The organism is Flavobacterium cheonanense (assembly GCF_039539185.1).
Taxonomy (GTDB): Bacteria; Bacteroidota; Bacteroidia; order Flavobacteriales; family Flavobacteriaceae; genus Flavobacterium; species Flavobacterium cheonanense.
Map to the genome: position 1 here is coordinate 454,640 of NZ_BAABCT010000001.1, position 25,865 is coordinate 480,504.

14 protein-coding genes and 1 tRNA gene are annotated in these 25,865 nt (G+C 32.9%); 9 read left to right on the top strand and 6 right to left on the bottom strand.

Annotated elements, in window-relative coordinates:
* Positions 1-62: 62 nt before the first annotated feature.
* The 3 genes from murA to ABD766_RS02240 form a co-directional block, all read right to left on the bottom strand.
* Positions 63-1,370, bottom strand: a complete 1,308-nt coding sequence (murA, locus tag ABD766_RS02230) for a UDP-N-acetylglucosamine 1-carboxyvinyltransferase (protein WP_344815176.1) — start codon at positions 1,368-1,370, stop codon at positions 63-65.
* Between the two features lie 77 nt (positions 1,371-1,447).
* Positions 1,448-2,173: a DUF4290 domain-containing protein gene (locus tag ABD766_RS02235; RefSeq protein ID WP_344815177.1), complete on the bottom strand. Its 726-nt coding sequence runs from the start codon at positions 2,171-2,173 to the stop codon at positions 1,448-1,450.
* 1 nt (position 2,174) lies between these two features.
* A complete protein-coding gene (locus ABD766_RS02240; protein WP_298306661.1) occupies positions 2,175-2,459 on the bottom strand; it encodes a DUF493 family protein in 285 nt (94 codons plus the stop codon).
* A gap of 239 nt (positions 2,460-2,698) precedes the next feature.
* On the opposite strand from ABD766_RS02240, the gene ABD766_RS02245 reads away from it, so the two are divergent.
* From ABD766_RS02245 to ABD766_RS02265, 5 genes are all read left to right on the top strand, one after another.
* Positions 2,699-3,238 carry an AAA family ATPase gene (locus tag ABD766_RS02245; RefSeq protein WP_344815178.1) on the top strand — a complete coding sequence of 180 codons (540 nt, stop codon included), beginning with the start codon at positions 2,699-2,701 and terminating at the stop codon, positions 3,236-3,238.
* Positions 3,239-3,303: 65 nt separating this feature from the next.
* Positions 3,304-5,196 (top strand): RecQ family ATP-dependent DNA helicase, encoded by a 1,893-nt coding sequence (locus ABD766_RS02250; protein WP_344815179.1) that lies wholly within the window; start codon positions 3,304-3,306, stop codon positions 5,194-5,196.
* 48 nt (positions 5,197-5,244) lie between these two features.
* Positions 5,245-6,192 carry a methionyl-tRNA formyltransferase gene (gene fmt / locus ABD766_RS02255; RefSeq protein WP_344815180.1) on the top strand — a complete coding sequence of 316 codons (948 nt, stop codon included), beginning with the start codon at positions 5,245-5,247 and terminating at the stop codon, positions 6,190-6,192.
* A gap of 181 nt (positions 6,193-6,373) precedes the next feature.
* Entirely contained in the window at positions 6,374-6,646 is a 273-nt protein-coding gene (locus tag ABD766_RS02260; RefSeq protein ID WP_298115502.1) for an HU family DNA-binding protein, read from the top strand.
* A gap of 110 nt (positions 6,647-6,756) precedes the next feature.
* Positions 6,757-7,317: a YqgE/AlgH family protein gene (locus ABD766_RS02265; RefSeq protein ID WP_344815181.1), complete on the top strand. Its 561-nt coding sequence runs from the start codon at positions 6,757-6,759 to the stop codon at positions 7,315-7,317.
* Here the strand turns inward: ABD766_RS02265 and ABD766_RS02270 are convergent.
* Both ABD766_RS02270 and ABD766_RS02275 read right to left on the bottom strand, forming a co-directional pair.
* The gene (locus ABD766_RS02270) at positions 7,309-8,139 is read right to left on the bottom strand and encodes an aminotransferase class IV (protein ID WP_344815182.1); all 831 of its coding nucleotides are present in this window, start codon (positions 8,137-8,139) and stop codon (positions 7,309-7,311) included. The genes ABD766_RS02265 and ABD766_RS02270 overlap by 9 nt on opposite strands.
* A gap of 61 nt (positions 8,140-8,200) precedes the next feature.
* Positions 8,201-8,593 (bottom strand): START-like domain-containing protein, encoded by a 393-nt coding sequence (locus ABD766_RS02275; protein WP_344815183.1) that lies wholly within the window; start codon positions 8,591-8,593, stop codon positions 8,201-8,203.
* Between the two features lie 136 nt (positions 8,594-8,729).
* Here ABD766_RS02275 and ABD766_RS02280 point away from each other — a divergent pair.
* The 3 genes from ABD766_RS02280 to ABD766_RS02290 all read left to right on the top strand — a co-directional run bounded on the left by ABD766_RS02280 (position 8,730) and on the right by ABD766_RS02290 (position 22,441).
* Positions 8,730-8,803, top strand: a tRNA-Met gene (locus tag ABD766_RS02280).
* A 471-nt stretch (positions 8,804-9,274) separates the two neighbouring features.
* The gene (locus ABD766_RS02285) at positions 9,275-17,506 is read left to right on the top strand and encodes an HYR-like domain-containing protein (RefSeq protein WP_344815184.1); all 8,232 of its coding nucleotides are present in this window, start codon (positions 9,275-9,277) and stop codon (positions 17,504-17,506) included.
* Positions 17,507-17,863: 357 nt separating this feature from the next.
* Positions 17,864-22,441, top strand: a complete 4,578-nt coding sequence (locus ABD766_RS02290; RefSeq protein WP_344815185.1) for a T9SS type A sorting domain-containing protein — start codon at positions 17,864-17,866, stop codon at positions 22,439-22,441.
* 618 nt (positions 22,442-23,059) lie between these two features.
* Here ABD766_RS02290 and hisS read toward each other — a convergent pair.
* Positions 23,060-24,418 (bottom strand): histidine--tRNA ligase, encoded by a 1,359-nt coding sequence (gene hisS, locus ABD766_RS02295; RefSeq protein ID WP_344815186.1) that lies wholly within the window; start codon positions 24,416-24,418, stop codon positions 23,060-23,062.
* A gap of 190 nt (positions 24,419-24,608) precedes the next feature.
* On the opposite strand from hisS, the gene ABD766_RS02300 reads away from it, so the two are divergent.
* Positions 24,609-25,853: an ABC transporter permease gene (locus ABD766_RS02300; RefSeq protein ID WP_344815187.1), complete on the top strand. Its 1,245-nt coding sequence runs from the start codon at positions 24,609-24,611 to the stop codon at positions 25,851-25,853.
* The last annotated feature ends 12 nt before the right edge of the window (positions 25,854-25,865 follow it).

The window sequence follows — 25,865 nt, forward strand, 5'->3', positions numbered from 1 at the left end:
AAAATGAAAAGAGGCACAATTTGCGCCTCTATTTTCTATATTCTTTTTTCTATATTCTAAAATTATACACGAACAATATTCGCTCCTAAAGCTCTCAATCGTTCGTCAATTCTTTCGTAACCTCTATCAATTTGCTCAATATTTTGAATAGTCGAAGTTCCTTTAGCAGAAAGTGCAGCAATTAACAACGAAATTCCGGCTCTAATATCTGGCGAACTCATAACTGTTGCTTTCAATTGTGATTTGAAATTATGTCCCATAACCACAGCTCTGTGCGGATCACATAACATAATTTTAGCACCCATATCAATCAATTTATCCACGAAGAACAAACGGCTTTCAAACATTTTTTGATGAATCAAGACATCACCATTTGCCTGCGTTGCAACTACTAAAACAATACTCAATAAATCTGGTGTAAATCCTGGCCATGGCGCATCTGCAATAGTCAAAATAGAACCATCAATATCGGTTTTCACTTCATAGTTTTCATGCGTTGGAATATAAATATCGTCACCTCTTCTTTCAAGCGTAATTCCTAATTTTCTAAACACACTCGGAATCACACCTAAATTATCCCAAGATACATTTTTGATTGTAATTTCACTTCTTGTCATCGCCGCAAGACCAATCCAAGAACCAATTTCAATCATATCTGGAAGAATTCTGTGTTCGCATCCACCAAGAGAATCAACTCCTTCAATAACTAATAAATTTGAACCAACACCTTTAATGTTTGCTCCCATTGAGTTCAACATTTTACACAATTGTTGCAAATAAGGTTCGCAAGCAGCATTGTAAATAGTTGTTGTTCCTTCAGCTAAAACAGCTGCCATAACAATATTGGCAGTTCCTGTTACCGAAGCTTCATCTAACAACATGTAAGCTCCTTTTAGTTTTCCATCAACTTCAACACCATAAAAATGGTCTTCTCTTTCATAACGGAATTTTGCACCAAGATTGATGAATCCTTCAAAGTGAGTATCTAATCTTCTTCTTCCAATTTTATCGCCACCTGGTTTTGGAATATAACCACATCCAAAACGAGCTAAAAGTGGACCAACAATCATAATAGAACCTCTCAAACTTCCTCCTTCTTTCTTGAAAGCTTCTGTTTTTAAGTAGTCTACATTTACTTCGTCAGCTTGAAAAGTATAATCACCTGGACCATTTTTTTGAATTTTAACTCCTAAATTTCCTAATAATGTAATCAATTTATTGACATCAATGATATCAGGAATGTTTGTAACTCTTACTTTTTCTGATGTTAATAAAGCAGGACATAAAACTTGCAATGCTTCATTTTTTGCTCCTTGTGGTATAACATCACCTTTTAGTCTAATGCCTCCTTCAATTTGAAAAGTTCCCATTTTTTTCTGTATAATGTAAAATTGTATACTGTATACTGTAAAATCGATTTACAATTTTACAGTATACAGTATACAAATTAAGGTTTTGGATTATTATTATTTTTTACAAAAGGTTTTTTACCAGGAATTGGTTTTTTGAACCCTTGAATTTTCATGTTTTTTTGTTGCAATTGTGATTTGTTTGAAACCTTTTTGTTAGTTCTAATCAAATCATTTGTAGTCGAAAGTTCTTCTTCGCTTCCTGTTAGATTGATTCTTCCATCAGATAATTCGAAAAGATGTTCGAAAATTACGGCATCAGTCACAGTATCTTTATTCCAACTCAAATACGATTTTTTCATGTGATTGGCAATTACTTTTACCAACGCACTTTTCATTTCGCCCTCCTCCCATTTGTTGGCAACTTCTATCATGTATTTAATATTATTACCATAAAAACGATATTTTGGGTTTTTTTGTGGATACGCCAAACGCTCTGGTTTCAAATTGATTACATCACGCGTCGGAATTGGATAAGGTGAATCTACATCCAATTTAAAATCAGACATAATAAAAATCTGATCCCACAATTTGTGCTGAAAATCTGGAACATCACGCAAATGCGGATTCAAACTTCCCATCACTTGAATAATGTATTTTGCCGCTTTATTGCGTTCGGTTTTGTCTTCAATTGCCACAGCCAAGTCAATCAATTTTTGCAAATGACGACCATACTCTGGAATGATTAAATGCGAACGTTCTGCGTTGTATTCTAAATTGAATACCACATCGTTAGCATTTTCTTTTATATATTTTGGTACCATATTAAAATGAAATTATTCCTTCAATCGAAGAAACTTCTATGTATTTTTCAACCACATCTGCTGGCGATTCCATCATTACATTGATAGAAACACTCGTATATTTTCCTGCTTTAGATTGATGTGTTTTTATTACTGCGCCCATATTGTCAAAAGCATTTTCAACTTCCTCAATTTTTTTAGCATCAGTTGGCACAATAAATTTGTAAAGGTATTCTGTTGGCCACTCAGAAGTATTTCCCAATTCTTCCTTCAGCCGAATGTAAAATTCTTCCGTCTTCTTATCCATTCTTGAAATTAAAATAAACGCAAATATACATTTTTGATATTACAATTTGTTTAGTTTTTAGTTTTTTTTAGGAGCGAATGGGTTGGGCTTTCTTGGTTTCCATATTCCTGCTTTTCGTTCTACTTCGTGCCACTACAATCAGGGCTAATCTGTAATTGCATCGAATAGAAAATAAAATTACAAAACAACCTCGATTATCTAAAACAATTCAATAAATTTGCGCCTTATTTCAAAAAATTTTGGAAAAGGAAATTGTAGTTATTATTGGCGGTCCAGGAACAGGAAAAACAACAATTATAGATAATTTATTATCAAAAGGATATTGTTGTTATCCTGAGGTTTCGCGCGAAATTATTAGCGAGGCACAAAAACAAGGTATCGAACAACTTTTTCTAGAAAAACCACTACTTTTCAGCGAGTTACTCCTTGAAGGAAGAAAAAAACAATACCAAAATGCCAAAAACGAACCACATAAGACTGTTTTCCTAGACAGAGGAATTCCAGATGTTTTGGCTTACATGCATTACATTGGTGACAGTTATCCATCCTTTTTTGATCAAGCTTGTCGCGACCACAATTATGATAGAATTTTCATCCTTCCACCATGGGAAGAAATATACGTTAGCGATGATGAGCGTTATGAAAACTTCGAACAAGCCAAATTAATCTACAATCACCTAGTAGAAACTTATCAAAAATATGGTTACAACTTAATCGAAGTTCCAAAAGGAACGGTTGAGGAACGTTCAAATTTCATTTTATCACAACTTTCGATATAAAATAATTTGTGTAAATTTGTTTACCTAATTATTGGTATTTTACACATTAATTTTACTTTTCAAGAATGTCTAAACCATTAGAAATCCTTCAAAAATATTGGAATCACGATGCGTTTAGAACTCCGCAAGAAGACATAATTGCTTCCGTTTTAGCAGGAAAAGACACGTTTGGATTAATGCCAACTGGCGGTGGAAAATCAATCACGTTTCAAGTACCTGCCATGATGATGGAAGGTATTTGTTTGGTCATTTCACCATTAATCGCCTTGATGAAAGACCAAGTTCAAAATTTGCAAAACAAAGGAATCAAAGCCATTGCATTAACTGGCGGAATTGCTTCAGATGAAATCATTGATTTATTAGACAATTGCCAATATGGAAATTATAAATTCCTCTATTTATCGCCAGAACGACTACAAAGCGATTGGATTTTAGAACGCATAAAAGGTCTTCCTATAAATTTAATCGCTATTGACGAAGCACATTGTGTATCGCAATGGGGTCACGATTTTAGACCAGCCTATTTAAAAATTTCCAAACTCAAAGAATATTTCCCGAAAGTGGCTTTTTTGGCACTAACAGCTTCGGCAACTAAAAGAGTTCAAGAAGATATAATTACACAATTGCAACTCGACAATCCTGCGATTTTTGTAAAATCATTTGCTAGAGAAAATTTGGCGTATATGGTTTTTAATGTAGAAGACAAATTGCATTTGATGGAGCAAATTTTGAAGAAAAATCCGCAGCCATCAATCATATATGTTACGAATAGAAAATCCTGTTCGGAAACGGTTAAGCAATTAGAATCTTTAGGATTTTCGGCAACTTATTATCATGGTGGTTTATCTTCAAAAGACAAAGAAAATCACATGAAACTTTGGATGGACGAGAAAGTACAAACGATGGTTGCCACCAACGCTTTCGGAATGGGAATTGATAAAGCCAATGTAAAAACGGTAATTCATTTACACATTCCACCCAATCTCGAAAACTATTATCAAGAAGCCGGACGCGCAGGAAGAAATGGCGAAAAAGCATTTGCAGTTTTGCTCACAAATCCTTCCGATGTGATTCATGTTGAGGCGCAATTTCTTAGCATTTTATCAGATAAAGCATTCTTGAATTTGGTTTTTGTAAAACTTTGCAACTATTTTCAAATTGCTTATGGCGAAGGAATTGACGAGAAATTCAGTTTTAACATCAATCATTTTTGTGCCAAATATAACTTTCCTGTTTTAAAAGTTTACAATGCTTTACAATTTTTAGACGGACAAGGAATCATCAGTTTATCACAAGAATTTACTGAGAAAATCACTTTACAATTTATAATTCCGTCTAAAGAAGTTATTCGTTATATGAGTTTGAATCCGCAAGATGAAGAAGTCATTTTAACCATTTTACGAACTAATCCAGGAGTTTACGAATCGCAATCGGTGATTAATATTTCTTTGATTGCTAAAAAATCCAATTGTGATGAAAGTAAAGTTTTAGCTATTCTTCACAAATTAAATGAAAAGGAAGTAATCGAATTGCATGCTAAAAACAATGATGCCACGCTTACATTCAATGAAGTTCGAGAAGATGAACGAACGATTAGTAGAGTTGTAAAATATCTTGAAGCCCAAAACAAACTCAAAACCGAACAACTAAAATCAGTTTTACATTATATAAAGGAAGAAAAAACTTGTAAGAGTAAATTGCTTTTAGAATATTTTGGTGAAACAATCAAAAAAGATTGCGGTGTTTGCTCCTATTGTATTTCCAAAAAGAAAAACAAGACGGATACTTCAACACTTTCTGAAAAAATAATTAGCTTGCTGAAAATTCAAGAAATGAGTTCGAGAGATATTCAAAAGTTGACCAAATATCCAAAAGACGATGTTATCTTTGCACTTCAAAATTTAATGGAAAACGATACTATTATTGTTAAGCCAAATAATAATTACTCAATAAAATAATTGTACAAAATTCTGAAATAAATTCAGAACAAGTAAATTCAGCATAAAATGGAAAAATTAAGAATCGTATTTATGGGAACTCCAGAATTTGCTGTTGGCATTTTGGATACCATAATTAAAAATAACTACGAGGTTGTTGGAGTGATAACAGCAGCTGACAAACCAGCAGGTCGTGGACAAAAAATAAAATATTCTGCAGTAAAGGAATATGCTTTAGAAAATAATTTGAATTTATTGCAACCAACCAATTTAAAAGACGAAAGTTTTTTAACAGAATTGAAAAATTTAAATGCCAATCTACAAGTAGTTGTTGCTTTTAGAATGTTACCCGAAGTAGTTTGGAAAATGCCTTCATTAGGAACCTTTAATTTACATGCATCACTCCTACCAAATTATCGTGGTGCAGCACCAATTAATTGGGCAATAATAAATGGAGAAACTAAAACAGGAGTTACCACCTTTTTTATTGATGATAAAATTGATACTGGGGCTATGATTTTGAGTAAAGAAACTCCAATTTCATTTACAGAAAGTGCTGGAGAATTACATGACCGATTAATGGCAATTGGAAGTGAAGCTGTTGTTGAAACATTAGCTTTAATAGCAGAAGGAAATGTTGTTACCACAATTCAAACCGATTCATCTGATATTAAAACAGCTTACAAATTAAATAAAGAAAATTGTAAAATTGATTTTTCTAAATCAGGTGTTGAAATTTATAACTTAATAAGAGGATTATCTCCTTATCCAAGTGCTTGGTGTTTCTTCAAAGATGGAACAGAAGAATGGAATGTAAAACTATACGAAGCAAAATTGGTTGAAGAATCACATAATTTTGAAACTGGAAGTATCATTACAACTAAGAAAGAAATCAAAATAGCTGTTAATAATGGATTTTTAGAAATACTAAGTTTACAGTTTCCTGGAAAAAAGAGAATGAAAAGCTTCGAATTGTTAAACGGAATAACGTTTTCAACCAACGCGAAAGCGGTGTAAGGCATTGCAATCATTGAAAAAATAAGATTTTTTTGCTCAAAACCAATGCTTTTATTAACAAACTGCGCGAGTTATTAACAAAATAGCTAAAAATGATGTGAAACACTTGTGTAGTCTGTAATTTCTACTAAATTTGTTTTGATTAACAAAAAAGTTTAACCAACAATTAATAACTATTATTATGAACAAATCAGAATTAATCGATGCTATTGCTGCTGACGCAGGAATTACAAAAGCAGCTGCAAAATTAGCTTTAGAATCATTTTTAGGAAACGTAGGATCAACTTTGAAAAAAGGTGGAAGAGTATCTTTAGTAGGTTTCGGATCATGGTCAGTATCTAAAAGAGCTGCTAGAGACGGAAGAAATCCTCAAACAGGAAAAACTATCAAAATCGCTGCTAAAAATGTAGTAAAATTTAAAGCTGGAGCAGACTTAGAAGGTTCTGTAAACTAATCTAGTTTATCTTTGATATAGAAAACCATTCGTTTATCGAATGGTTTTTTTTTGCTCTAAAATTTGGTTTTATAACTTTTATTCGTACTTTTAGTTAAAATTGCGTCAAAATGACATCTGAAAAACTCCAAAAAGGACAACTTTTAATAGCAGAACCATCCATAATTGGCGACTTATCTTTTAATAGGTCTGTTATTTTATTGGCCGACCATAACGAAGAAGGTTCTGTCGGATTTATTTTGAACAAACCTCTTGAATATACCATAAACGATTTGCTTCCAGAGATTAACGGTTCGTTTGTCATCTACAATGGCGGACCAGTGGAACAAGACAATTTATATTTCATTCACACCATTCCTGAGTTGATTCCAAATAGTATTGAAATTTCAAATGGAATTTTTTGGGGTGGCGATTTTGAATTGACCAAGAACTTAATCAACGATGGTAAAATCAATAAGGAAGATATTCGCTTTTTCTTGGGTTACACCGGTTGGAGTTCTAACCAATTGGAAGATGAACTACAAGCCAACTCGTGGATAATCACAGCTAATAATTATCAAGCTTCGATTTTGAGTAAATCTTCAAAGCAATTTTGGAAAGAAAAAATTATCGAATTAGGTGGCGAATATGTTATTTGGTCTAACGCACCAGAAAATCCAATTCTAAATTAAGTCATTAATTTTCTCCAATAGCACTTTAGATAAATCACTTTTGTATTCCTTTTTGCGGTATTTTGAAATCGGTTGAATTCCTGTAATTACATTGGTAATAAATAATTCATCAGCTTTTTGCAAATCGAAAGGTGAAATTGATTGCTCTAAAACTTCAATATTTTCAAATTTTCTCGCAACTTGGAGTACTTGCTTTCTCATGATTCCATTTAAACAGCCGTCTTCAATAGATGGTGTTATTAATTGATTTCCAATTAACATTAAGATATTTCCATTCAATGCTTCAACTACGTTTTTTTCGTTATTCAGAAGCAAACAATTTTGCAAATCATTTTCATCAGCAAAAATACTACCAGTTATGTTTATCATCTTATTGGTAGTTTTGATAGTAGAAAGTAATTGCTTTGTGATGTAAAAATCTTTGTATAAATCTACTTCATACATTGCATCCGAAAAGGAATAATGCGTTTCATTTAATGGTGAAACTTGAATTAAAAATGAAACAGTTCTTGTTTGTGGTAGATAAAATCCGCCATCGTTTCTAAAAACGGTTAATCTTACACGAGCTGAATTTTCACAATTGTTAGCTTTCGCCAAATTCAAAACTTGCTCTTCTATGTATTCTAAAGTGAAATTGTTTGGGATTTGCATTCTTACAATTCGCATAGAAGCCATTAATCTAAAATAATGATCTTCAATAAATAAGATTTTATTATTTACGATTTTTAGTGTTTCAAAAACACCATCACCATATAAAAAACCTCTATTAAGATTAGACAAAGTAGTGTCTGAAGATTGAATTTCGCCGTTGTAATTAATCATAAAAAAATCCCGTCTCTTTATTAGAATAAGACGGGACAAATATAAGTTTTAAAAATGATTTTTAAACAGAACCAATAACATGTTTTAAATCGGAAACTTGATTTTCCCATAGTTGTTTAGATTCGTCTAATTCTTCTTCGATTGCAAAATCTACAACCATTAAAGAGACATCTTTAGTAATTTCATCTTCTAAAATTCTAAGTTCAAAATAGTATTCTGTATCTTTTTTGTTATCATCAATCCATTTGAATTTTACTTTTTCGCCAGTTTTTTTGGAGGCTAGTCGAGCATGCTCTTCTGTGTCGTCCCATTCAAAAGTAAAAAACTCTCCTCTAGAATTTACAATATCAGCAAACCATTCTTGTAATCCAGAAGGAGTTGAAATATATTGATATAGTAATTGAGGAGAAGAATTTATAGGAAATTCTATTTCGTAACGTACTTTTGGTGACATAATGTAATTTTTTGCGAAATATATAATTTTTATTTAAAAAAGCAGTCAAGAAAAAAAATATTTTTTTTCAATTTATTATTTGGACAATGTTATATTAGTCTTATATTTGCACCCGCATTCAGGGAATGCCACATCAGGCGAGGTAGCTCAGTTGGTTAGAGCGCAGGATTCATAACCCTGAGGTCACGGGTTCAACTCCCGTCCTCGCTACTACGAATTAAGTTTTAGAAATCAACGGTTTAGTGTACGCTAAACCGTTTTTTTATGTTTAAAATTTTTAAAAATTCTAAAGAAATTCTAATTATAAAAAAGGTAAAGGGTTTTGATAACAAAAAATTTGTAAATGATTTAAAGTCATTTTTTTTTTAGAAAATAAATATATCTAAAATATGCCAGATTCATAGAATTGCATTTCGTATACAAAAAATCAAGGAAAATTTTAGTTTCAAACAAATTCCACAAAGTATTCCATTGAAAACTGCGCAAATGCCTATTGAATTTGCGCAGTTTTTTTTGATGTGATAAAGTAGAGTACAAAAAAACATAAATTACTATTTGTAAGATAAATATTTCATTAAATATCTTTTTATGTATTTTATCGATATTATATGCATTTTATCGATAAAATATTTTGTCAGAAAAGAAGTATTTTTTAGGTTTGTCGTTCAAAACCCTAATAAAATGAAAAAATTTACTCTTGTATTATTGTTAACTATCTTATTTTCAAGCGCTTCTTTTGCGCAGAAAGGTAGTTCTTACGAAAAAGCAATGTATTATTTGAAAGAAAAAGGTGAAGTCATTTTTACTTTTAAAGCAAATAGTAAAGCGCAGTTCTTAGAAATCAATAGAATTGTATCTGTCAGCCATAAAGCTGTGGATGAAAATGAATTGAAAGCAGAAGTTTATGCTAACAAAGAGCAATTTCAGAAGTTCCTAACTTATGGATTGCCTTATGAAGTTACTGCTGAAGACAACGAAATCCCTCAGGAGCTTACAGCAAATAGAGCTGCAGCTGCATGGGATACTACATGGGATGCTTATCCTAGATATTCTGAATACGTAGCAAAAATGCAATATTGGGCAACAACATATCCAAGTTTGTGTACTTTACAAAGTATCGGCACAACTGCTCTTGGAAGAACATTGTACGTTCTGAAAATTTCTGATAATGCCAGTACTGATGAAACGGAACCAGAGTTTTTCTATACCTCATCAATGCACGGTGACGAAATTACAGGCTACCCAACAATGCTTCGTTTTATTGATTATTTATTAACTAATTACGGTTCATTATCTGAAATTACTAACTTAGTTAATGGAACTGAATTATACATAAATCCATTAGCAAATCCAGATGGTTCATATAAAACTGCTGGAAATGATATTTATAATCCAGGTGGAGCTACAAATACTCCTACAAGAGCAAATTCTTTAGGTGTAGATTTAAATAGAAATTATGCTGACGCAATTGGTGGGTTACATGACGATGGAAATGCTTACCAACTAGAAACAGTTGCTTTTATGAATTTTCAAGCAACTAGAAATTTTGTTTTGGCAGCAAACTATCATGGTGGAACAGAAGTTATAAATTTCCCATTAGATACTTCTAATACTCCAGGAACAGGAAACTTTAGTTATCATCCACATGATACTTACTTTAAATTTGTTTCTATAGAATACGCACAATTGTGTCAAACTGCTGATGGGAATTTAAATTATATGGATGCTGTCTATAATACGGGTCAATTTCCCGGTACAACAAACGGTGCTGCATGGTATTCTGTTTATGGCGGACGACAAGATGCCAGCAACTATTTTGATCATAGCAAAGAAATAACGGTTGAAATTTCAGATTTAAAAACTCCTGCTGCTGCAAATTTACCTTTCTTTTGGGATAGAAATAGACAAGCATTATTAAACTTTGTAAAACAAGCTAGTTACGGTTTACATGGTATAGTTACTGATCAATCTGGGAATCCAATACATGCAAAAGTGTATATTGGAGGAACATTTGATAACTTTGGTTCATGGGTTGAAACTTCTCCCACAAAAGGTGATTATCACAAAGTTCAAATTGCTGGAACTTACAATGTAATTTTTGAAGCTCCAGGTTATGCCACACAAACAATATCTGTTACTTTAACAAATAATGCTACTACTACACTTAATGTTACTATGGTACCTTCAACATCGGTACCAACAGCAAGTGATGTAACAATTTGTACAGGACAAACTGCTGCCTTATCTGCAACTGGAACTGGCACAATAAGATGGTATAATAGTGCTATATCAACAACTCCTTTAGCTTCAACTGCTGCTTATACTACGCCAGCTTTAACATCAAATACATCATATTGGGTTGAAAGAGAAGTAACTCCAGCAAATGTTGGTCCTGCAACTGTTTCTGGAACTGGTGCAACTAATACTGCTCTAGCAAATAGATATTTAATATTCAATTGTACCACTCCAACTAAACTAAAATCAGTAGCTATAAACAATACTGTAGTTGGTGACATTTTAGTAGAATTACAAAACAGCTCAGGTGTAATGCTTGAATCAAAAGTAATTAGATTAACAACTACCGGAAGTAAAGATATCGATTTAGATTTCTTTTTACCAGTAGCAAATGGTTTAAGATTAGTTTCAAGACAACTTTCGGGAACAAGTAATACATTGATTAGAGCTACAACTGGAATTATTTATCCTATAACAAGTGGTAATATATCAATAACTGGAAATAGTGGAACAGGAACTTTCTTTCAATTTTTTAATTGGAAATTAGGTGCTGTAAAAAGTAATAGAGATGAAGTTATTGTTACTGTAAAACCAAATCCAACAAATGACTCAGTTAATCCAAATTCTAGACTTGCAGGTTCTGGTGCCTTTACTTTAACTGTAAATGGTTCAAACTTTGTTAGTGGAGAATCAATTGTAAGATGGAATGGAGCAAATAGAACAACAACTTTTGTTAGTTCAACTCAATTAACTGCTGCTATAAATGCAACTGATGTTGCAACTGCAGGAACAGCAAATGTAACTGTATTCAATACTTGTAATTCAACAACAACTAGTGCAAGAACATTTACAATAAATACAAATTGTACTGCACCGGTTCCAAATGTTGCATCATTACCAACTATAACGGCTCAATGTTCTGTAACTGTAACTGCTCCAACAGCAACAAGTAATTGTTATGGTCAAATTACTGGAACTACAAACTCACCTTTGACATATAATGCTCAAGGAACTTACCAAATTTATTGGACTTACAATGATGGTAACGGAAATACTTCTAACCAATTTCAAACAGTTACTATTACAGATACGACTGCTCCAGTAGCAAACGTAACAACATTACCTACAATTTCAGGACAATGTTCAGTAAATATTACACAAACACCTACTGCAACTGATAATTGTATGGGAACTATTAATGGAACTACCACAGATCCATTAACTTATTCTGCTCAAGGAACATATTCAATCCTTTGGACTTATACTGATAATAGAGGTAACCAATCATTCCAATCACAATCTGTAATTGTTGACGATACTATTGCTCCAGTAGCAAACGTAGCTTCTTTACAAACTGTAACTGGTCAATGTTCTGCTACTGTAACGGCTCCTACTGCAACTGATGCTTGTGCTGGAACTATTACTGGTACAACAGCTTCACCTTTAACATATAACGCTCAAGGAACTTATAACATTACTTGGACTTACAATGATGGTAACGGAAATACTTCAACTCAAACTCAAACTGTAGTTGTTGATGATACTATTGCTCCAGTAGCAAATGTAGCTTCTTTACCAACTGTAACTGGTCAATGTTCTGCTACTGTAACAGCTCCTACTGCAACTGATGCTTGTGCTGGTACAATTACTGGTACAACTGCTTCACCTTTAACATACAATGCCAAAGGAACATACAACATTACATGGACTTACAATGATGGTAACGGAAATACTTCAACTCAAACTCAAACTGTAGTTGTTGATGATACTATTGCTCCAGTAGCAAATGTAGCTTCTTTACCAACTGTAACTGGTCAATGTTCTGCTTCTGTAACGGCTCCTACTGCAACTGATGCTTGTGCTGGAATTATTACTGGTACAACTGCTTCACCTTTAACATACAATGCCCAAGGAACATACAACATTACTTGGACTTACAATGATGGTGACGGAAATACTTCAACTCAAACTCAAACAGTAATTGTTGACGATACCATTGCTCCAGTAGCAAACGTAGCTTCTTTACCAACTGTAACTGGTCAATGTTCTGCTTCTGTAACAGCTCCTACTGCAACTGATGCTTGTGCTGGTACAATTACTGGTACAACTGCTTCACCTTTAACATACAATGCCAAAGGAACATACAACATTACTTGGACTTACAATGATGGTAACGGAAATACTTCAACTCAAACTCAAACTGTAGTTGTTGATGATACTATTGCTCCAGTAGCAAATGTAGCTTCTTTACCAACTGTAACTGGTCAATGTTCTGCTACTGTAACAGCTCCTACTGCAACTGATGCTTGTGCTGGTACAATTACTGGTACAACTGCTTCACCTTTAACATACAATGCCAAAGGAACATACAACATTACATGGACTTACAATGATGGTAACGGAAATACTTCAACTCAAACTCAAACTGTAGTTGTTGATGATACTATTGCTCCAGTAGCAAATGTAGCTTCTTTACCAACTGTAACTGGTCAATGTTCTGCTTCTGTAACGGCTCCTACTGCAACTGATGCTTGTGCTGGAATTATTACTGGTACAACTGCTTCACCTTTAACATACAATGCCCAAGGAACATACAACATTACTTGGACTTACAATGATGGTGACGGAAATACTTCAACTCAAACTCAAACAGTAATTGTTGACGATACCATTGCTCCAGTAGCAAACGTAGCTTCTTTACCAACTGTAACTGGTCAATGTTCTGCTTCTGTAACAGCTCCTACTGCAACTGATGCTTGTGCAGGAACTATTACTGGTACTACAACTGATGCTTTAACATACAATACTCAAGGAACTTATAACATTACTTGGACATACAATGATGGTAACGGAAATACTTCAACTCAAACTCAAACAGTTGTTGTTGACGATACTATTGCTCCTATAGCAAACGTAGCTTCTTTACCAACTGTAACTGGTCAATGTTCTGCTACTCTAACGGCTCCTACTGCAACTGATGCTTGTGCTGGAATTATTTCTGGTACTACAACTGATGCATTAACATACAATACTCAAGGAACTTACACTGTAACTTGGACTTATAATGATGGTAACGGAAATACTTCAACTCAAACTCAAACAGTTGTTGTTGACGATACTATTGCTCCTATAGCAAACGTAGCTTCTTTACCAACTGTAACTGGTCAATGTTCTGCAACTGTAACAGCTCCAACTGCAACTGATGCTTGTGCTGGTACAATTACTGGTACAACTGCTTCACCTTTAACATACAACGCTCAAGGAACTTATAACATTACTTGGACATACAATGATGGTAACGGAAATACTTCAACTCAAACTCAAACGGTAATTGTTGACGATACTATTGCTCCAGTAGCAAACGTAGCTTCTTTACCAACTGTAACTGGTCAATGTTCTGCAACTGTAACAGCTCCAACTGCAACTGATGCTTGTGCTGGGACTATTACTGGTACTACAACTGATGCTTTAACATACAGTACTCAAGGAACTTTCACTGTGACTTGGACATACAATGATGGTAACGGAAATACTTCAACTCAAACTCAAACAGTTGTTATTGACGATACTAATGCTCCAGTAGCAAATGTAGCTTCTTTACCAACTGTAACTGGACAATGTTCTGCTACTGTAACAGCTCCTGCTGCAACTGATGCTTGTGCTGGAACTATTACTGGTACAACAACTGATGCTTTAACATACAGTACTCAAGGAACTTACACTGTGACTTGGACATACAATGATGGTAACGGAAATACTTCAACTCAAACTCAAACTGTTGTTGTTACAAATGGAGGTACAATTATCACATTCTATCAAGATATTGATGGTGATACTTTTGGTAATCCTGCAGTAACTATTCAAGCGTGTACACAACCTGTTGGATATGTTTTAAACAATACAGATTGTAATGATAACGAAATACAATATTTAGATGCTGACAATGATGGTTTCGGTTCTACAACAATTGTAGCTTGTGGTGTTGCTAACAATACAGATTGTAATGATAACAATAATACTCAAAATGTATTAATTACATTCTACCAAGATATTGATGGTGATACTTTTGGAAATCCTTCAGTTTCTACTCAAGCATGTTCGCAACCTGTTGGTTATGTATTAAATAATTCTGATTGTAACGACAACCAAATTCAATATTTAGATGCTGACAACGATGGTTTCGGTTCTACTACAATTGTGGCTTGTGGTGTTGCTAACAATACAGATTGTAATGATAACAACAATACTCAAAATATTTTAATTACATTCTATCAAGATATTGATGGTGATACATTTGGTAATCCTTCAGTTTCTACTCAAGCTTGTTCGCAACCTGTTGGTTATGTTTTGGATAATACAGATTGTAATGACAACGAAATACAATATTTAGATGCTGACAACGATGGTTTTGGTTCTTCAACAATTGTTGCTTGTGGTGTTGCTAACAATACAGATTGTAATGATAACAACAATACTCAAAATGTATTAATTACATTCTATCAAGATATTGATGGTGATACATTTGGTAATCCTTCAGTTTCTACTCAAGCTTGTTCGCAACCTGTTGGTTATGTTTTGGATAATACAGATTGTAATGACAACGAAATACAATATTTAGATGCTGACAACGATGGTTTTGGTTCTTCAACAATTGTTGCTTGTGGTGTTGCTAACAATACAGATTGTAATGATAACAACAATACTCAAAATGTATTAATTACATTCTATCAAGATATTGACGGTGATACTTTTGGAAATCCATCAGTTTCTATTCAAGCTTGTTCGCAACCTGTTGGTTATGTTTTAGATAATACAGATTGTAATGATAACCAAATTCAATATTTAGATGCTGACAACGATGGTTTCGGTTCTAATACAATTGTGGCTTGTGGTGTTGCTAACAATACTGATTGTAATGATAACAACAATACTCAAAATGTATTAATCACATTCTACCAAGATTTAGATGGTGATACTTTTGGTAATCCTTCAGTTTCTACTCAAGCTTGTTCTCAACCAGTTGGTTATGTTTTAGATAATTCTGATTGTAATGATAACCAAATTCAATATTTAGATGCTGATAACGATGGTTTCGGTTCTAATACAATTGTGGCTTGTGGTGTTGCTAACAATACAGATTGTAATGATAACAACAATACTCAAAATGTATTAATTACATTCTACCAAGATTTAGACGGTGATACTTTTGGTAATCCATTAGTTTCTTCTCAAGCTTGTTCACAACCTGTTGGTTTTGTAATTAATAATTTAGATTGTAATGATAACAATGCCGCTTCTAATGCCTTAAATACTTATTATCAAGATTTAGATAATGATGGTTTTGGAAATCCAAATGTTTCAACTCAATCATGTTCTCAACCTTTAGGTTATGTAATTTTTGGAACTGACTGTGATGATACAAGAGCAAATGTAAATCCTAATGCTGTTGATGTTTGTTATGATGGATTAGATAACGATTGTAACGGAATTATCGACAATGCCTGTACACCAATTGTAGGGTCATTACCATCAGGGACTTGTGGTACAACCCTTGCAGGTTTAAACTCAACTGTTACAACAAACTGGACTAATTTTGCTCAAGGATATAGATTCAAAATCACTAAAGTGGATATGAATACTAATGCACCAATTGCTGCACCAGTTATCATTGACAGACCAGTAAATAATATTTCTTTGGCGAACGTTCTGGGAACTACTTACAACTCGAGATATATGTTTGAGATTGCAGTACGATACAACAATGTATGGCAACCTTTCTTTGGTACACCATGTTACTTAAACACACCAAATCCAGTTTCAACAATTGGAGCACAATGTGGAAGTACATTAACAGCAATGAACCAATGGATAAATGCAGGAGTAGTTTCTAATGTTACTTCTTATAGATTTAGAGTTACAAGAGTAATTGCAGGTGTTCCAACAGGGGCTTCACAAGAAATTACTCAAGGTATGAATAGGTTCAACATGACACAATTGTCAGGAATCTTGTTTGCAAGTACTTATAGAGTAGAAGTTTCTTTAAGAAACATGGATGGTACCTTCTTACCTTATGGTACTCCATGTGATATCAATACACCAGCCCATCCAACTACACAATTAGCATCAACATTTTGTAATAATTATACCGTAAATAGTAATTCAGAATTGATAACAGCTAATCCGATTAATGGTGCAACTTCTTACCGTTTCAGAATATTTAACGGATCTGGATATAATGCAACTTACACTAATTTATATAATAGATTTACTTTAAATAATTTTGCTGGAATCGCACCAGGTATTTATAGTGTTCAAGTATGTGTAAAATTACCAAATGAACCAGATTTCGGACCATATGGTTCAACATGTTCTATTGTTAAACAAGGTTTTATTACCAATAGAATCCTTGATGAAGCGAGTTTAAGTAATGTAGAATTTAATGTTTCTATCTATCCAAATCCATTTAGTGATAGCTTCAACATTAAAACGAATACAATTTTTAATAAAAACACTTCTATTTCAGTATATGATTTAACTGGAAGACAAATTGAATCAATAAACTTAGATTCAAATGAACTAGAAAATGCAACTATCGGAAGTTCATATCCAAGTGGAGTTTATTCAATGATTGTAACTCAAGGAAACAATACTAAAACAGTAAGAATAGTTAAACGATAATTTTATAATTGCTTTCAAAAGAGCCATCTATTTATTAAATAGGTGGCTCTTTTTTTATCTATTTATCTTAAAAACATTTTTTTTCAATCAAATAAATTAATAAATCAAACATTTCAACAATTAAAGGCGTCAAAATTGTAGAATTACTACTATGTCTAAATTATTTATTTGTAAGAAATTTTTCTTATTTTGTTTATTTTTATGTATTTCATCGATTTATTATGTATTTTATCGATGAAATATTTTTTTAATTAAAATTACAATTCTACATTTGTCTTGTCAAATTACATATAAGTAAGATTTATGATTTTCTTACTTGATGAAAAAAAAGAAATCATAATTAAAACCCTAAGAGTTATGAAAAATTTTACTAAAACAAAAATGTTATTAAGAGTTATAGTTTTAATGCTATTACCATTAACATCATTATCTCAAACTGTAATAAATTCTGAAACATTTGAATCTTCATTTGGTATATGGACTTCTGGTGGAGGCAATGTTGTTAGAATTGCAGGTGGAGCGACTGCTTATGAAGGTTCAAACGCAGTCAGATTTAGAGGAACTACTGGTATGACATTAACGTCACCTGCAGCTGGTATAAATACTTTGCCTTATAACAAAATTGATGTCAAATTCTTCTTAAGACATAATGCAAACCTTAATGAAACAATGACTTTGGAGTATCGTCCAAACACAGCTGCTGCATGGCAAACCGTTAGGGTTTATACAGTTGGTAATGGAGGAACAATTAGAGATATGAATACTACAGGAATTTATCATGCCTTTTATGGCACTCTTTTTTCTACAAACTTCACATTCTCTGCAACATCTCAATTTAGATTTTCAGCTGCAATAGGCAGTTCTGCTAGATTTTTCTATTTAGATTATGTTTCTATTATAGGTACAACTTACAATACTATCACCAATGGTCCTGGAGGTATAACAGCTCACCTAGAAACTTGGTTAAGAGCAGATAGAGTTAATGGAACTGGTGTAGCATCAGACAATACAGATGTAAATTCATGGGAAGATGTTGGTAAAGGAAATGATGCAACTGTTATTGATGCTACAAGAGCGGCATTAACAAATAGACCAAGATTTAAAAATAATGCTACAGATAATATTAACTTCAACCCTACAGTATTCTTTAACAATAATCCAGCTGTAAGTGGTTTATCAGATTATACTGGCTTAACTAATCAAGCTGAATTGAATGGAACTGGTGGTTTTTTTACACATGAGCAATATTTAGTCCTTGTAAATGATGTCCCTTCAACCTACAGCGCTGCAACTCCAAGTACAGACATATATTGTTCACAAAATTTAAATCCATACGACAATGATGGTACAGGTTTTGGTTATGGGCAATATACAATTAGAATGGACAATGAAGTTGTGAGTTATTGTATAGGTTCAAGTCCATCTCCAAATCCTGCAGATGTGAACTTGAGAGGATATGGTATAGCACAAACAAGTACTTCAGCATCTTATTCCAATGCAATTAGCATTTTAAATGCAAGAAATAATCCTGCAATAAATGGTCAACAGTTGTATTTTAATGCAAATAGAATTGACAATAAAGAAGTAGGTGCTCCACAATTTGCTAACTTATCTAACAGAAGATATTGGTTAGGAAGAAGTCAAGTTTGGAATGGAAGTTTTGGAGGTAGAATTGCCGAGGTAATCTCTTTTTCTAGCAGAAAAAATGATGTGAGTGAAAGAAGAAGAATAGAAACTTACTTAGCTTTAAAATATGGTATCACATTAGGAGTAAACGGAACTTCAATGAACTATGAAGACTCGAATGGTAACGTTGTTTGGAATACAACAACTAATGCAGGTTACAATTTTGATATTGCTGGTATTTTTAGAGATGATGCTTCTCAACATTCTCAAAAACAATCTAAAAGTATCAATACAACAGAAGTTATGACTATTGGTTTGACTGATATTTTAGCTACTAATACAGCTAACACAAATTCATTTGCAACAGATAGAAGTTACCTAGTTTGGGGTTCGAATGGTGCAAACATGAATAACTCAGGTGTTGACTTAACAGTAGATTTAGGACCAACGACTATTACAACAATCACAGAAGTTGTTAACAGAAAATGGAAAGTTGTAGAAACTGGTGGTGATGTTGCTACTACAAGAATTGCAATACCTACAGCAGCTTTCACAAGTGGTTTACCAGCTTTAGGACCAACAGATGCTTATGTTATGGTTGTAGCTACAAATGCTGCTTTCACAACAGGTGTAGAAACTGTATTTATGTCAACAACAGGTTTAAATGAAACATGTTTATATGATTTTGACGGAACCAAATTCATCACTTTTGGTGTAGCACATCGTGCAACAAATCCATTACATATTACATTAGATGGTAGCGATGATTATGTTAGAATTGATAATGTAAATGAAATTGGTAATAACTTCTCAGTAATGACTTGGATTAGACCAAATGGAGCTAATGATTTAGGGACTGAAAGAACAATTATTGCTAAAAAAGCAACTGCTACAACTGGATATCAATTGGTGTTACAAAATGATAATAGAATCAGAATTGAATGGAGAGGAGCTTTAGGAATAGCTCAAAGTGCAATCTCAAATACTGTTTTACCTGATGCTAAATGGCATAACATAGCTGTTACTTATGGTGCAGGAACATTGAGAATATATATTGATGGTGTTCAAGATAGATCTGTTACTTTAGCAGTTCCTCCTTTAGCTTCTACAAGTACTTTTGCAATTGGTGCACAATATGTTAACAAAACAACAATCAACAACCTATTTAAAGGTGATATTGATGAACTAAGAATGTGGAACAGAGTGGTTACTCCTACTGAAATTAGATTTATATTGAACCAAGAAATTTTACAAAATGGAACAGGTACAACTGGTACAATTATACCATCAACTGTTACTAAAAATGATTTAAGTGGTTTATTGTGGAATAACTTATTTGCTTACTATTCTATGAACTCTTACATAGGTACTCACTTAGATGATGATTCGGTTAACATTAATAGAGGTAGCTTAGTAATACCTGATAAAATTTCTATCAATGTACAAACAGCTCCAATGCCTTATGAAAGTACAGCAAATGGTTCTTGGTCAACTGATGTAACATGGGCTAATGGCACTATTCAAGATATCCCTTATAGCTTATCTATAGTTGATGGTACAACTCCAATTGATTGGAATATCGTTCGAACAAATCATAATATCGATTCAAATGGAAACAAAGTTCTTTTAGGATTGTTTACTCACTCAAATACAGTATCAGCATCTAACGATTCTAAAATTGAAATTACACATCATTTCAAATTAGATGGTATAATGGACTTACAAGGAAGATCACAATTAGTACAACCAATCAATAGTGATTTAGACCCTACAAGTTCTGGTAGAATAGAAAGAGATCAACAAGGAACTAAAAATATTTATAACTATAATTATTGGTCATCACCTGTAGGAACTATCAATAACACAACTAACAACAATACATTTTCTGTAAATGGTGTTATGAAAGATGGTACAACAAGTACACCTCAAAACATTACTTGGACATCTGGATTGAATGGTAGTCCAACAAGTCCTATAACATTGAGTAGCTACTGGATTTTCAAATTCCAAAATCTAAGCAATAGTTATGCTAACTGGCAGTCTGTAGGTTCTGGTGGTACATTAAATGCTGCACAAGGATTTACTTTAAAAGGTAGCGGTGCTGCAGGTGCAAATCAAAACTTTACTTTTGTTGGTAAACCTAACAATGGTTTAATTACAACAACTGTAGCAGCTAACAACTTGAATCTTGCAGGTAACCCATATGCTTCTGCTCTTGATGCTAATGCATTTATATCAGATAATAATGCTTCAACAACTGGAGCTTTATATTTCTGGGAACATTCAAGTACTAACAATACTCACAACTTGGTAGCTTACCAAGGTGGATATTCTGTAAGAAACTTAGTTGGTGGAACGCCTCCAACAGCTCCTGCAGGTATTAGTGGAGTTGGTGCAAGTGCAAAAGTTCCTCAAAGATATATTCCAGTAAGCCAAGGATTCTTCATTGTAGGTTCTGGTACTGGAGGTACGGTTACTTTTAATAATAACCAAAGAGCATTTATTAAAGAAGATAATGCTTTATCAACAAGTTTATTCAGAAGTAATACTAATATGTTATCATCTGTAAATCATTTTACAAACAATCAAGATGACGAAACAACAACTGATTCTTTCAAGAAAATACGTTTAGGATTAACATCTAAAGATAACTATCACAGACAAATTCTTTTAGGATTTATGAATCAACTTGCTACAAGCGCAATAGATTTCGGATACGACGCGGTAAACATTGATAACCAATTAAATGATATTTATTTTATCAATACTGGAACTAAACTTGTAATTCAAGGAGAAGGAAACTTTAATGTAAATAACTCTTACCCTATCGGAATCAAAACTAGTGTAACAGGTGAAGTAAAAATTATGCTAGACACTGCAGAAAACTTTACAAGTGGTGATAACTTAAGAGCATTCATTCATGACAATACAAATAACCAATATCATGAAATTACTGATCATCCTTATATTGTTGAATTACCTCAAGGTCTAACAGATAATCGTTTTACCTTAACATTTAAAGATAATAGTGCTGCTTTAGCTAATGCTTCTTTCAATATTGAAAACGGAATTGAAGTAGCCTACGCTAATACTAAAAACATATTGAATATTAAAAATAACGTGGCTGATGCCACAGTAGAACAAGTATTACTATACAACTTGTTAGGTCAATTAGTTACGACTTTTGAAGTAGAAAATCAAAGTCAACAAAACATCCAATTGCCTATCAGTGGAATTAGTTCTGGAACTTACATTGTAAAAGTAAAAACAGACAAAGGTGATACTAGCAGAAAAATCGTTTTTAATTAGGGTTTAAATGATTGATTTGACGCCAAAAAGCTCCACAATTAGTGGGGCTTTTTATTTTTACTATTAATCTTAAAATCAGTACCATCCAACTAAAGAAACTGTACATTCATCTAAAAATAAATACTCCCATTTATTTCATCTATATATTTGCGAAATAAGTTGGTCTATTCTTTAAATGAAAACAAACATAAGGTAAGTCTTAAAGAAAAATCGTTTTTGCTAGGGTTTAAATGATTGATTTGACGCCAAAAAGCTCCGCAAATGTGGAGCTTTTTACTTTTTACTAATCATCGAAAAACTTTATACTTTCAACGATAGAAAAGTTTCAATCATCTAAAATTTAAAACACAATTATCTATTAACAATACTTTTACACCATAATACTGATTGGTGCATGTCTTTTTCAAATGGGGGTTTGAAAAAAGACATAAAAAAAAGTCCTTAGGTTTAAAACATAAACTCTAAAAAAAAAATGAAAAAACAGAAAAATTTTTATGTTATTTTAAAAAAAGAAAACGATAACATAAAAACACAACGTTAAATCAAAATCTGAGGCAATCAAACAAAACAAAAAAACCACGTAGATTACGTGGTTTTTTTTATTTAAAATAATCAGATTTATTTCAAAGTTTTACTTAACGTAGAAAAGTCTACCTGAACTTGCTCACCAGAAATAATATTTTTCAAAGTGAACAATCCATTTGAAATTTCTTTTACTACAAAAGGAATCCCTCTTCTTTCGGCATATTTAAATTGTTTATCAATTTTGGCAGCATCCGGATACATTTCAGTTTTAATGTTAGCAACTCTTAGTTTTTGAATGGTTTGCATTACCTCAAAAGATTGGGTTTCTCCAAAATTTAAAAACATCACTTTCGTTGCGGTAGTTACCGTTTCTGGAAACAATCCCAACTCATCAAGAACCAAATAAATTCTATCCAAACCAAAAGATATTCCTACTCCACTCATATTTTTCAATCCGAAAATACCTGTCAAATCATCATATCTTCCACCACCGCCAATCGAACCCATGGCAACTCCTTCTGGCGCTGCAACTTCAAAAATTGCTCCTGTGTAATAATTCAATCCTCGAGCCAAAGTTACATCTAAATCTAAAGTTGCTTTTTGTAATCCAAGTTTTGAAACATTATCACAAATAAATTGTAACTCCTCTACTCCTTTTATTCCTTCTTCAGACGAAGAAAGTAAAACCGAAAGTTTCTCGATTTTCTCTTGAATAGTTCCAGTAAAATTAAATAATGGTTGCACTTTGACTAAAGCTTCTTCAGAAATTCCTTTTTCAAGCATTTCTTTTTTGACGCCGTCCTCTCCTATTTTATCTAGTTTATCTAAAGCAACTGTAAAATCAATCAACTTATCAGAAGCTCCTATAACCTCAGCAATACCAGATAAAATTTTACGATTGTTGATTTTAATGGTAACACCATACAATCCCAATTCTGCAAAAACAGCATCATATAATTGCACCAACTCTACTTCTTGCCACAACGAAGTTGAACCAACAACATCTGCATCACATTGATAAAACTCTCTAAAACGACCTTTTTGTGGTCTATCGGCACGCCAAACTGGTTGAATTTGATACCTTTTAAAAGGAAACTCAATCTCACTTTGGTGTTGCACAACGTATCTTGCGAATGGCACTGTTAAGTCGTAGCGTAAAGCTTTTTCGGAGATCTTACTAGTTAATTGTTTATAGTTAATTGTTTGTAATTCTTCAGAAGATACTTTATCCAAATAATCACCATTATTCAATATCTTAAAAATCAATCGATCACCTTCTTCTCCATATTTTCCCATCAAAGTATCTGAATTTTCAAAACTTGGTGTTTCTATAGGTTGGTAGCCATAGTTCTCAAAATGAGTGCGCATAATAGCAATAATATAGTTACGTTTAGAAACCTCAACTGGTGAAAAATCACGTGTACCTTTAGGAATACTTGGTTTAGATGCCATTTTTGAATATTAGATTTTAGATTTTTGATATCAGATATTAAATTTTCAGATTGTATTTTAGACATTAAATCTAATATCTAAAATCAGATATCTGAAATTATGGTACAAATATCATACTTTTTAAAATAATTTGTAATTCTTATAACACAAACTTGTAACAAAAACTGTAATTTCGTGTCAAATAAGAATTATGAATGCAGTTTTCAGAGAAAATATAAAGATTGCTATGGGTTCGATTCGTGCACAATTGTTGCGTACGATTCTTACCATTGTCATTATTGCCATAGGAATCACGGCTTTAGTAGGAATTCTTACCGTTGTTTCGGCAATTGACAACGAGTTGAACTCGAAATTTGCTTCTATGGGTTCGAATACGTTCAACATCAATCAATATGAGTTTTCGACAAGAAACCAAGGTGGTGGCGAAATTGAAAAAATAAATCCTATCATTTCTTATCCTGAAGCCAAAGCATTCAAAGAAAAATACGATTATCCTTTTACACATACTTCCGTTTCATTTACAGCAACAAGTACTGCAGAAGTAAAATATGAAAACGAAAAAACCGATCCCGAAATAAGTGTATTAGGTGTAGATGACCTTTATACAACCAATTCAGGTTTAGAAATTGTAAATGGTAGAAACTTCAATCCATTCGATATTTCAAACAATGCATACGTTTGTGTTGTTGGTAGCGATTTTGCAACAAAAGGTTTACTAAAAGATGTCAATCCTGTTGATAAAATTCTTTCTATAAGAGGTGCAAAATTTAAAGTAATTGGGGTTTTAAAAGAAAAAGGTTCAACTTTCGGAAATAATCAAGATTTACGAATTCTTATTCCAATACAAGTAGCACGTTCGTTATTTTCGACACCAAACATCAATTATACAGTAAGTTCGATGGTAGATAAAAAAGAACTTTTAGAAAGTGCTGTAAATGATGCAACGGTTACCATGCGACAAATTAGAAAATTAAGTCCAGTAGAAGAAACCAACTTCGGAATATCAAGAAGTGATGATTTAGCAAACAGAATTGCCAATATCACAGGATATTTAAGTGCTGCAGCTTGGGTAATCAGTATTATCACCATTATGGGCTCATCAATTGCCTTAATGAACATCATGATTGTTTCTGTAACCGATAGAACTAGAGAAATTGGTGTCAGAAAATCACTTGGAGCCAAAAGAAATACCATTGCTTGGCAGTTTTTTATGGAAACCTTACTAATTGCTCAAATTGGCGGATTGATTGGAATAATATTAGGAATGTTGGTAGGTTATCTAATGGCATCCTTAATGAAATTCGGATTTGTAATTCCTTGGGGTGCAATTATTGCTGCTGTAATAACAAGTTTCATTGTAGCCATAGTTTCTGGATTATATCCAGCGATAAAAGCATCGAAACTTGATCCAATTGAGGCGTTGAGATACGAGTAACCAGTATTCAGT